Genomic DNA, 10,555 nt, shown 5'->3' with positions numbered 1-10,555 from the left:
GCTGGCAACGTTAACGCCAAGGCGGTTGGTTGTTTTTCTATACTATCGGCTCACTTCCGGCTTTCATTAGGGAAAATGGCGGGGAACACACGCCTGCGCCATCCATGCGAACCGGACAGGCAAGTCTGAAAACGATCCATAAACCGCCTCCGGCGGCAGCCGGAAAATCTGTTTTGCTTGGATGCGTTGAAAGAAAAACGGGAATAATGCTGAAGATTTTTCGGGCCGCGTCGATAAGGTAGGTCATGCGGCGGTGTTTTTCGTGGTGATGAATCTGCATCCACGACTGCCTGCCGGCCTTTTGCAGCGCGTGCCTGCATACCGGCCAATGAAACCAGAGGGTGGGGTGAAACGCCTGACCTCCCGGAAAGACAGGAGCTTCATGACAGAACCGAAGAACAACGAACCACAACCCCACGTCCTCGTCGTGGATGACGATGCCATCATGCGGGGCGTGGCCTGTGAGTCTCTGGAAAACGCCGGTTTTCTGGTGTCGGAAGCCGAAAACGGGTTACGGGCCCTGGAGGCCGTTGAACGCCACCTGCCCGACATCATCCTGCTGGATGTGATGATGCCGGAGATGGATGGTTTTGACACCGCCATCGCCCTGCGCCACATGCCGTGCTGCGAGGGGATGCCCATTCTGATCATGACGGCCCTGGATGACCTGGATTCCATCAATCGTGCCTATGAGGTGGGCGCCACGGATTTCATTACCAAGCCGATCAACTGGGTGATCCTGGTTCAGCGGATTCGATACATGATGCGTGCCGTGCGGATGATGGATGCCCAAAAACGGCTCGAAGAAGAATTGCAGCAGGCCCAGAAACTGGAGGTGGTGGCTACGCTGGCCGGTGGGGTTGCCCACGATTTCAATAACCTGCTCCAGACCATTCAGGGGGCTTCGGAATTACTTCGGTTGAACCTTAATAACGGCAACACCGACCTGCATGGGCTCGACCAGATAATAGAGACCGTTGAAAGGGGGGGCGCCCTTACCCGGCAGCTGCTCACCTACAGCCGGAAAATCGAAAGTGAAAAACGGCCCATCAACCTCAACCACCGGGTGCGCCAGGTGCACCAGCTGTTGCAGCGCACCATTCCCAAGATGGTTCACATGGACCTGCGCCTCGACGCCAACCTGAAGATGGTCGATGCCGACCCGGTTCAGATGGAGCAGGTGCTGATGAATCTGGCGATCAATGCAAGTGACGCCATGCCGGACGGCGGCAGTCTGGTCATCGAGACGAAAAGCGTGGCCCTTCCCGCAGCCGGCGACAGTCCCCCGCCCGCCAGTCTCCCGCAGGACGGTGTGCTGATCAGCGTTTCAGACACCGGGCATGGCATGGACAGGGATACCGTGGATCAGATTTTTGCGCCTTTTTTTACGACCAAGGCGCCGGGAAAGGGAACGGGGCTCGGCCTGGCCATGGTCTATGGGATCGTCAACAACCACGATGGCCAGATCACGTGCAGCAGTTCGCCCGGCAGGGGAACCTGCTTCCGGATTTATCTGCCGGCGGTCGAATCCCCCCGGGAGCGGACACCGACCCGGGCGAAAGTGGGCTGCCGGGGGGGCAGTGAGACCATCCTTGTGGTGGATGACGATGAAGCCATCCGGCATTGCAGCCAACTGCTGCTTGAAAACGCCGGCTATCGGGTCCTGACGGTTTCCGCGGGGGAGAGGGCCCTCGAGGTGGTCGGACGGAGCCGGGACCCGATCCATATCGTCATGCTCGATCTGATCATGCCCGGGATGGGGGGCAAAAAATGCCTGCAGGCACTGCTGAAATCCCATCCGGGCCTCAGCGTCGTCATTATCTCCGGCTGCACCCTGGATGAACGAACCATGCAAACCCTTGAATCGAGTACCAGCGGATACCTTCGTAAACCCTACACGAGGGAACAACTGCTGAACACCATTCGCAATGTTCTGGACGCCGGCGGCCCTACGCCGCTGGCCGTCCCCGGGTGACTGGCCGCCCCTGCCGCGGCGCGCCGTCGGTCCCGGTATCCGGGAAAACAGCCGCCCCGACCCTTCGGTTTCCCGGACCTTCATCCCCCCGCAGCCACGGGGCCAGCGGGCCCCCCATTGCAGGACGTTTTCTTCCACGGCTCCCCGATTCCCATACGTTTTGGTAAGGATTTCGTCCTCGTGCAGACCAGCGCTGCAAGAAAAATTTGATTTCATGCTGCTTTGGTGGATATGATGAAAACCGATGCCCGGTGGCTGCTTTTCTGGTCCTGGCCTTTCTGGCCCTCCGCGCAGACGCTTCCGTCGTACATGAAGGCAATCGGATCCACCTTGTGGAGCGGACCGGCGAGCGCTCGGATATCAGCCAGGCCGTGTCGATTCGATCCGGACCGTTTTGAATCCGGTATCGGGCGATACGCATTCACCCCCCCTGGATGACAGCCATTTGCAGCCCGGTTCAACCCGCGACGGTTTGGGAATGCGGGTGGCCGGCGTACCCTGGGACGGTGCGGCGCACGCCGATGTGGTCCGAAAACGACGTTACCGCGAAACGGGCAGTACCTTGAAAAAAAGAGGAACGCAGCGTCCTGGGATGGCTTATGGGAAGAAAACACATATCGGTCGTGCTGATCGCCTGCCTGATGGTGGGGCTCCTCCCCGGCGTCGTGATCGCCCAGGATCTTGCCCTGGCCGTCTATGGGGGCCGGCTGACCAGAGAAAAATGGCAACGCGCGATATCCCCCGGGGCCCCTCCCATGCCACCCGTGTCCCTGAAATCGAACTCGAAACCAACAGCGACAGCAGCCGGTGGTTGATCTACTGGTTCGGGGAATTGACCCTCGGCCCCCCCACCAGGGGATGGGAACTGCTGTTTCGGCTGCACCACCGCTCCGACGGCTTCGGCACCATCGCCGCCGACGGCGGATCAGACGCCGTGTGTGCGGGCGTTCGCTTCCGGTTTTAACCTGTGCCCATGGGGACATTCGACTACGGGTGCTGCTGTGCGCAACCCCGGGTCCCGATCGCCGTAAGCATCCATCCGGCCCGGTGCTTTTCTGAAAACGCCTGTCGTCTCCTTGGCTCCCATCCCGGTAACGCCTGTCGTGCCGCCGGACAGGTAAAAAATAATCCTCGACGACCGCCAAGGCGCCGGTGTAATGAGAACGTTTCCTGTCCCGTTCACCCGAAACCCTTTTTTACAAGGAGACTGACATGATCCGATCCCGGCTTCACCCGGTTCTACTGGTGCTATCGTTGATGGTTGCTGCTGTCGCGTCGCCCGGCCATGCCGGTGCATCCTCCGCCGGACCCGGGCAGGGGGATCGGCCCAATATCGGTTACCGGTTCTCCTACACCCCCATCTACCAGTTTGAAACCGATCTGGACAGCGGCGGCAGGTTCGACGTCCAGCGCCATTTTCTGCGCTTCGACATTGCCCGGTTGATCGATCGGCACTGGACGGTGGGCCTCGGACTGGGCGTCGATTACGAACGCTGGACCTTTTCCGACATCGACGGGTTGGCCGGCGTCGATCTGTGGAACGAAATTTTCAGGCCCGGCATCAGTGTCCCCATTTTCTACCGGACCGATACCCCCTGGCGCTTCGGGGTCATCCCCTCAATGGATTTTGCCGGTGCATCCGGGGCCGACGCCGGAGAATCCCTTTCCTACGGCGTGGTGCTGTCGGCCGCCTACACCTTCGGCCCGGATCTGATGCTGGGCCTGGGGGGCGGCATCTTCGAACGGCTGGATCAGTCGGAAGTGTTTCCCTACCTGGTCGTCGACTGGAAGATCAACGACCGGCTGCGGCTGACCAACCCCTTCCGGGCCGGGCCGGTGGGGCCGGCCGGACTGGAGCTGGTCTACACCCCGAACGATGCCCTGGAAATGGGGGTGGGCGGCGCCTACCGATCCTACCGCTTCCGGTTGGACGACAGCAGCGTGGTGGCCGACGGCATCGGCGAGGTGGCATTCTGGGCGCCGTTTATACGGGTGGGCCGGTCGCTGGGCAGCCGGTGTCGCCTGGACCTCAACGGCGGGGCGCTGGTGGGCGGCAGCATTACCATCGAAGATGAAAACGCCCATGAACTGGGCGACACCGACTACGACCCGGCGCCGTTTATCGGCTTGACCCTCAAGGGCCGTTTTTAGTCCATGTGCGCTGCACCTGCGCTGCCTGGATGGCAGCCGGCTGTCTCGAATGCGATCAACCGGACCGGATCATGGTCAGCAGCATCCTGAATGGGGTCACGGCCTTCAAGGCGTGGGGTTCGCCCGCCGGCATGATGATCGTCTGGCCTTCCTTGACCGTGTGCGGATTGCCGGAGATGCGAATCTCCACCTCCCCGTCCAGTACCTGAACCATGGCATCGAAGGGGGCGGTGTGCTCGCTTAAGCCCTGCCCCTGGTCAAAGGCGAACAGGGTTACGGTGCCTGTCTTCTTTTCAATAATGGTTTTGCTGACCACCGCATCTTTCTGGTAGCCGACCAGATCGGCCAGATGGGTTGCCGTTGCGTGTTTTATCATGGGTTTTCTCCTGGTTGTCGTGCGTTATTGTCAAACCATATGGAATATGGGGCCGCCGGGGCCGGTTTTAAAGCCAGGATGGCGTTTTTTTCCGATATCAGCCCGGCTATACGGTGATGCGCCAGCAGCGGTGAATGGTCTTGCGCTTGTTTACGTAGTCCTCGGGGATCGTGCGGGCAGTGATTTCCTGCACACCGGAAATCCTGAGACCCTGCATGCGGGGGTCGAAGTTCTGGTGGTTGGTGGAAAAAAAGAGGGTGGCCCCCGGTCGAAGCAGTTCGACCACCCCTTCCAGGAGCCGGGGATGGTCCCTGGCGATGTCGAAGGCCACGTTGCGGGTTTTGGTGGTGGAATAGGACGGCGGGTCGACGACCGCCAGGTCGAAGCGCTGCCTTTCCTGCCGGGCTTTTTTCAGAAAATCGAAGGTGTGGGCCTGGACCAGCCGGTTGACCTCCGGGTCGATGCCGTTGAGGGCCATGTTCTCACGGGCCCACTGGATCACGCTTTTCGACCGGTCCACGGAAACGGTGGCGCGGGCCCCGCCTCTGGCGGCGTAACAGGAAAAAGATGCCGTGTAGCAGTACAGGTTGAGAAAATCCTTGCCGGCGGCCATCTCCCGGACCATCTGCCGGGTGTCCCGGTGGTCGGAAAACAGGCCCGTATCCACATAGTCGGTGGGATTGACCAGGAACTTCAGATCGCGTTCGGAGACGACGATTTTCCTGTCGGAGTGGTCGATCCGCCGGTAGCGGTTGCCATCCTGACTGCCTGCCCAGCGGTGCTTCAGGTGGACCTTGTCTTCAGAGACGTCCAGGGACCGGGCCGCGGCCCGGCCCATCATGGGCAGCCATTCGGGCACCGACTGGCGGCGCATGTACTCCCCGATCACCAGGTGGCCGCCGTACCAGTCCACCACGGCACGAATCTCGGGGATATCCCAGTCGTAGAGGCGAAACACCTCGATCTGTTGCCGCTTGAAGCGCCGGTGCAGGTGTTTGAAACGTTTTTTTACCCGGTTGGCCAGCATCTCGGCCTGGCGCTGGATGTGTTCGGGGGTGCCGTGTTCATTCATGAATATAACGACGTCCTTGTGTTCGCCTGGCTGTTTTTCAGGGGGTTAATCGGCTGAGCCAAAGGTATGGCCGATCTGCCGGAAAAGTCAAATTGCAATCCGGCGCAACCGGCGGCGGTCCCGATTCGTTTTTTCTGCAGAAGCGTTTCATCGTCAGCTGGAAAACTGGTGGCCGCCGGGGGATCGATGACTCGGCCGGCCCGTCAATAAGCCAAAGCCCCACGGACGACAACAGTCGCCTATGGGGCTTTTTTTACAGGTTTTCCATCGTGAAACCGGACCGGCCGTTCATTTTCTCCGGGGACCGGTCAACCGTTATCGACGCGGCCCGGTCAGGCCGAACCGCAGACATTGCAGTGGGTCAGGCATCGTTCGTAGCGTTCATCCCTGTTTTCAACCGGCCGGTCCGAACCGGACCAGAACTTCATGATGCACTGGCTGATACATTCCCGTTCGTTGGGTACGATATCTCTTCTTTCCATGGCAGACTCCTTTGGATAAACGTTGTAAAAAATCGGCCCATCTGAATGAATCCGGGCAAATTATCTTCCAACAATGTAATCACGCCTGGCGGATTTTAAATATACGGGACAAAACGGTCTTCTGCGAAGGGGCGCGCAGGAGAAACATCCCTGCACGGTCCCGGTTCGGACGCGACCGTCCTGACCCTCGACGTTGCCGCGCATAACCTGCCTGCCGGTCAATTCGTCAAAAGACGGATTGACGGATGACCGTTCCGTTTGCTAATTTTAATCCTCCACCCTATCACGTTCTTTTTACAGGCGCGCCGATGTATTATTCTTACTTTTCGACCGGCAGTCTGCGCATCGACAGCGAACATGCCAACATCGACAGCATGATCGATCTTTGCCGCTCAAAATCCGGGAACTGGATCCCCACGGCCCGAATTCTGGTTTCGGCTTTTGTCAATCATCTGGACAGCGAGGAAAAAATCTGCAGGGAGGAGGGTCTGGCCATGACCCGGGAGCACCTGGCCGAGCACCAGTTGCTTAAATCAAGGCTTGCCCTCATCGACAGGCAGGTGGTTAACCACGATCTGGAAAAAAACGTATTTTTGAGTATGCTCCGGGACATTCTTTTTTATCATATCTCCAACTTTGACAAACAGCTCAACCCGGCCTGACGCATTTTCACCGAAGGCACTATGGGAAAGGCGTCTATTCGATGTCCACGGAAACCTGCCGGGGATGATCCTCCTCGGGTCTGGGGATTTCCACCACCAGCACGCCGTTTTTGAATTTGGCCTTGATCTGTTCCGGCGGGACCATCGCGTGCAGGGTGAAGGTCCGGTGGAAATTTCCGCAGATGCGCTCCCGGCGATAATAGTTGGTCGCCTGATATTCCGGATCGGCGCAGCGCACCCCACTGATGCTCAACACGTCATCCCGGATTTCCACCACCACATCTTCCTTGTTTACCCCGGGAAGATCGACGGCAATGACGACCCCCGGATCGGTTTCAAAGATGTCCACGCCGGGTGTCCACTCACACAGCGGCGTTTCGCCGTCCTCATCCGTCTGGCAGGGGAACGAATCGTCAAAAAGCTTGTTGATGCGGTCCTGCAGCGTGGCAATGTTTCCCAGCGGATCCCATTTGATGATGGCCATGACATCTCCTTTTTAATGATGGGCACAGCCCGTTTCACGGGTGTCTGTCTGTATCGGGTGCCGGGCTTGTGAAACGGCCGAGGCGAGTGCACTGACAGGCATTGGCACCGATGGGGAAAGCTTATCCTTTCCCGGTCAGATGTCAACCCCGGAAGTTGCTTTTTCAGGCCTTCGCCGGTGATCCGGGAAATGGTCCGGCAACCGACAATAGGCTTGCAAAAGCCATCATTTTCTGGTGAAGTTGCCGCACCTTTTAAACGACTGGGAGAACAACCATGAACGACGATTTTGAAAACGAGTCCCCGGAGGACGGAGAGAGTTTTGCCGAGCTGTTTGAATCCTACAGCGCAGGCATGAATGATAATATCCGGGTGGGCGACCAGATCCGCGGACGCATCATTTCCATCGGCACGGGCAACGTGTTTGTGGACACGGGTACCAAAGTGGACGGGGTGGTGGAAACGTCCGAGCTGCTGGATGAGGACGGCCAGTTGCCGTTTGTCGAAGGCGATGAACTGGACCTGTACGTGGTCGCCGCCGATGAAAGTGAAATCCGCCTGTCCAGGGCCATGTCCGGAATCGGTGGCCTGAACATGCTCAAGGAGGCATGGGAACAACGCGTTCCGGTGGAGGGCAAGGTGGCGGCCGCCATCAAGGGCGGGTTTCAGGTGGACGTGTCCAAGCAGCGGGCCTTTTGCCCCATCAGCCAGATGGATGTGACCTACGTGGAAGATCCGGAGTTGTATGTCGGGCAGACGTTTTCCTTTATGATCAAACGTTTCGAAGAGAGGGGGCGCAACATTGTGGTCTCGCGGCGTGACATCCTCCAGAAGGAGATGGAAGCCAGCCGCAAGGCATTCATGGCGCAGTTGGAGGAGGCGGCGGTCTTCGAAGGCACCGTGGTGCGCATTCTGCCCTTCGGCGCCTTCGTGTCTCTGGCACCCGGTGTGGAGGGACTGGTGCATATCAGTGAACTGAGCTGGTCCCGGCTGGACACGCCCGAGCAGGCCGTCAAGGTGGGGGATCGACTTCAGGTGAAGGTCCTGGGCATCAAGGAGGGCGACAAGCCGGGCACCCAGAAGATCTCCCTTTCCGTCAAGCAGGCCATGGGGGATCCCTGGCTCGAGGCCCCGAACCGGGTCAGCGTGGGCGACAAATTGATGGGCAAGGTGACCCGTTGCGCCAATTTCGGCGCTTTCGTCGAGCTGTTCCCCGGTATCGAGGGGCTGGTGCACATCAGCGAGATGAGCTACACGCGGCGGGTAATGCGGCCGGAAGAGGTGGTCGCGCCCGGTGACGAGATCATGGTGATGGTCAAGGAATTTGACCTTGACCGCAAGCGAATTTCCCTGAGCATCAAAGATGCCGAAGGCGATCCCTGGGCGGACGTCGAAGAAAAATTCAAGCCCGGCAGCAAGGTGCAGGGGCGGGTGGAGAAAAAGGAGGCCTTCGGCATCTTCGTGAACCTGTCGCCGGGTATCACCGGGCTGCTTCCCAAATCAAAAATCGCCGCATCGGAAAAAGCGGCGGCCTTCGACACCCTCAAGCCCGGGGCCGCCATCACCGTGACCATCGATGGCATCCACGCCAGGGAACGGAAAATATCACTGGGGACCGGCGATGGTGCCGATGACCAGGGGTGGCAGGAATATGCCGGCGGGACGACCAACTCAATGGGATCGCTGGGGGACCAGCTGCAGAAAGCCCTGGCCCGGCAAAAGAAGGGAGACTGACGATGGCACAGTGCGATTTTTATGATCTGGTAATCATCGGCGGGGGCCCGGGCGGATTGTCCGCCGCCATCTATGCCATGCGGGCGGCGCTCAAGACCGTGATGGTCGAAAAGGGCGTCACCGGCGGACAGGTGGCCATGAGCGACGAAGTGGAAAACTATCCCGGGTTCACCCATATCAGCGGTGCCGAGCTTTCCATGAAATTCACCCAGCACGCCCAATCCTACGACCTTGAAATGATCTCCCAGGAGGTCACCGCCCTGGACCCGGGCCTGGACCATCACACGGTGAAGCTGGCCAATGGCGAGTCCCTGAAGGCCCATGCGGTGATTCTGGCCACCGGTGGCAGCCCGAGAAAGCTCGACGTGCATGGGGAACGCGAATTTTATGGCAAAGGCGTTTCCTACTGCGCCACCTGCGACGGATTTTTTTTCAGGGGGAAAACGGTGGTGGTGGTCGGCGGTGGCGACAGCGCTGCGGAAGAGGCCCTGTACCTGGCCAAATTGTGTAAGAAGGTTTATATCGCCCATCGCCGGGATGAACTGCGGGCCAGCAAGATCCTGCAGCAGCGCATTTTCGACGACTGTAATATCGAGATGCTCTGGAACACCGTGGTCACCGAGATCAAGGCCGGCGAGGACGGGGTGAACGGCGTCGCCCTGAAAGACACGGTGACGGCGGACGCCCGGAGCCTGGACGTGGACGGGGTGTTCATCTTCATCGGTTTCAACCCCAATAACGAACTGGTGCCTGCCGGTACCCGCATGAACGCCGACGGGCTGGTGGTCACCGACGAGAAGTGTGAAACCAACTCGCCCGGCGTATACGTGATCGGGGACCTGCGGGAAAAGTTCGCCCGTCAGATTGTGCTCTCGGCGGCGGACGGCTGCACGGCCGCCCTGGCCGCGGCCCACTACGTCGAGGCTAAGAAATCAGTTCGGGGGGATACCTGCGAACTGCCTCCGGATGCGGTTGAATGATATTCGCAGATGGGGTTCGCCGCAGCCTCTACCACCGCTTTTTTCGCCTGCATGCAGGCCCCTGGGCCTTGGCGGTGTGCTTGACGATGACCGGCCTCGCCTTCGGGCAATCCCCGTCTGCCGGCCCTGTCCGGGAAATCCGGGCCGGGGTGCTGGCCCACGATGTTGACGGGCTGTGGAGCGGCGAATCCAGGGAGGAGGGCCCGGATTTCAGCATGGCGGTGATCTTCAATCGCCCGCTGTTCAATCTGCTGTCGGCAACGGCATACCCCAGCGTGGGGGGGAGTTGGAACACCCGTGGCGACACCAGCACGGTATACGGAGGGGTCCTGCTCCAGTGGGAACCGGCATCGGCTTTCTCTTTTTCGACGGGAATCGGGCTGGCCCTGCACGACGGGGAGCGGGATACGGATTCGGCCGACCGGAAATCTTTGGGCTCACGGGTGCTGTTCCGGATTCCCATCGAAATCGGATATGCCATCAGCCGCCATCACCGGATCGTCCTTGCCTTTGACCACGTATCCAATGCCGACCTGGCGTCGCCCAACGAAGGCATGGACAGTCTGGGGCTGGTATATGGATACCGCTTTTAACGGGGTCTCCACCGGCCGATGGTTTACATAGAGGGGAGCAGGGAACG

The 10,555-nt window shown here is 59.6% G+C and carries 12 protein-coding genes; 7 read left to right on the top strand and 5 right to left on the bottom strand.

What is annotated here, in order from left to right; translation table 11 throughout:
* Positions 1 to 37: 37 nt before the first annotated feature.
* Entirely contained in the window at positions 38 to 280 is a 243-nt protein-coding gene (locus tag DSCA_RS16385; protein ID WP_155317445.1) for a hypothetical protein, read from the bottom strand.
* A gap of 102 nt (positions 281 to 382) precedes the next feature.
* Between DSCA_RS16385 and DSCA_RS16380 the strand changes: the two genes are divergently transcribed.
* The 3 genes from DSCA_RS16380 (at position 383) to DSCA_RS16370 (ending at position 4,126) form a co-directional block, all read left to right on the top strand.
* Complete coding sequence (locus DSCA_RS16380; protein WP_167527812.1) at positions 383 to 1,975, top strand: response regulator; 1,593 nt, start codon at positions 383 to 385, stop codon at positions 1,973 to 1,975.
* Between the two features lie 721 nt (positions 1,976 to 2,696).
* Entirely contained in the window at positions 2,697 to 2,939 is a 243-nt protein-coding gene (locus DSCA_RS16375) for a hypothetical protein (protein WP_155317443.1), read from the top strand.
* 248 nt (positions 2,940 to 3,187) lie between these two features.
* A complete protein-coding gene (locus tag DSCA_RS16370; RefSeq protein WP_155317442.1) occupies positions 3,188 to 4,126 on the top strand; it encodes a hypothetical protein in 939 nt (312 codons plus the stop codon).
* Between the two features lie 55 nt (positions 4,127 to 4,181).
* On the opposite strand, the gene DSCA_RS16365 is transcribed toward DSCA_RS16370, so the two are convergent.
* The 3 genes from DSCA_RS16365 to DSCA_RS16355 form a co-directional block, all read right to left on the bottom strand.
* Entirely contained in the window at positions 4,182 to 4,502 is a 321-nt protein-coding gene (locus DSCA_RS16365) for a cupin domain-containing protein (RefSeq protein WP_155317441.1), read from the bottom strand.
* 106 nt (positions 4,503 to 4,608) lie between these two features.
* Positions 4,609 to 5,574, bottom strand: a complete 966-nt coding sequence (locus tag DSCA_RS16360; RefSeq protein ID WP_155317440.1) for a class I SAM-dependent methyltransferase — start codon at positions 5,572 to 5,574, stop codon at positions 4,609 to 4,611.
* A 332-nt stretch (positions 5,575 to 5,906) separates the two neighbouring features.
* Complete coding sequence (locus DSCA_RS16355; protein ID WP_155317439.1) at positions 5,907 to 6,056, bottom strand: hypothetical protein; 150 nt, start codon at positions 6,054 to 6,056, stop codon at positions 5,907 to 5,909.
* Between the two features lie 308 nt (positions 6,057 to 6,364).
* On the opposite strand from DSCA_RS16355, the gene DSCA_RS16350 reads away from it, so the two are divergent.
* On the top strand, positions 6,365 to 6,718 hold the full coding sequence (locus DSCA_RS16350) for a hemerythrin domain-containing protein (RefSeq protein ID WP_155317438.1): 354 nt from the start codon (positions 6,365 to 6,367) through the stop codon (positions 6,716 to 6,718).
* A gap of 34 nt (positions 6,719 to 6,752) precedes the next feature.
* Here DSCA_RS16350 and DSCA_RS16345 read toward each other — a convergent pair whose 3' ends face one another.
* Complete coding sequence (locus DSCA_RS16345) at positions 6,753 to 7,202, bottom strand: Hsp20/alpha crystallin family protein (protein ID WP_155317437.1); 450 nt, start codon at positions 7,200 to 7,202, stop codon at positions 6,753 to 6,755.
* A gap of 275 nt (positions 7,203 to 7,477) precedes the next feature.
* Between DSCA_RS16345 and DSCA_RS16340 the strand changes: the two genes are divergently transcribed.
* Genes DSCA_RS16340 through DSCA_RS16330 form a run of 3 tightly spaced genes read left to right on the top strand, consistent with a single transcriptional unit; the run spans position 7,478 to position 10,508 of the window.
* Positions 7,478 to 8,935: a 30S ribosomal protein S1 gene (locus DSCA_RS16340; protein ID WP_155317436.1), complete on the top strand. Its 1,458-nt coding sequence runs from the start codon at positions 7,478 to 7,480 to the stop codon at positions 8,933 to 8,935.
* Between the two features lie 2 nt (positions 8,936 to 8,937).
* A complete protein-coding gene (gene trxB / locus DSCA_RS16335; RefSeq protein ID WP_155317435.1) occupies positions 8,938 to 9,915 on the top strand; it encodes a thioredoxin-disulfide reductase in 978 nt (325 codons plus the stop codon).
* On the top strand, positions 9,912 to 10,508 hold the full coding sequence (locus DSCA_RS16330; RefSeq protein WP_155317434.1) for an acyloxyacyl hydrolase: 597 nt from the start codon (positions 9,912 to 9,914) through the stop codon (positions 10,506 to 10,508). Before trxB ends, DSCA_RS16330 begins: the two co-directional genes overlap by 4 nt.
* Positions 10,509 to 10,555: the final 47 nt, after the last annotated feature.

Origin of the sequence: Desulfosarcina alkanivorans, from assembly GCF_009688945.1 — a bacterium.
GTDB classification, from domain to species: Bacteria; Desulfobacterota; Desulfobacteria; order Desulfobacterales; family Desulfosarcinaceae; genus Desulfosarcina; species Desulfosarcina alkanivorans.
This window is presented reverse-complemented; position numbering and strand designations above follow the sequence as displayed.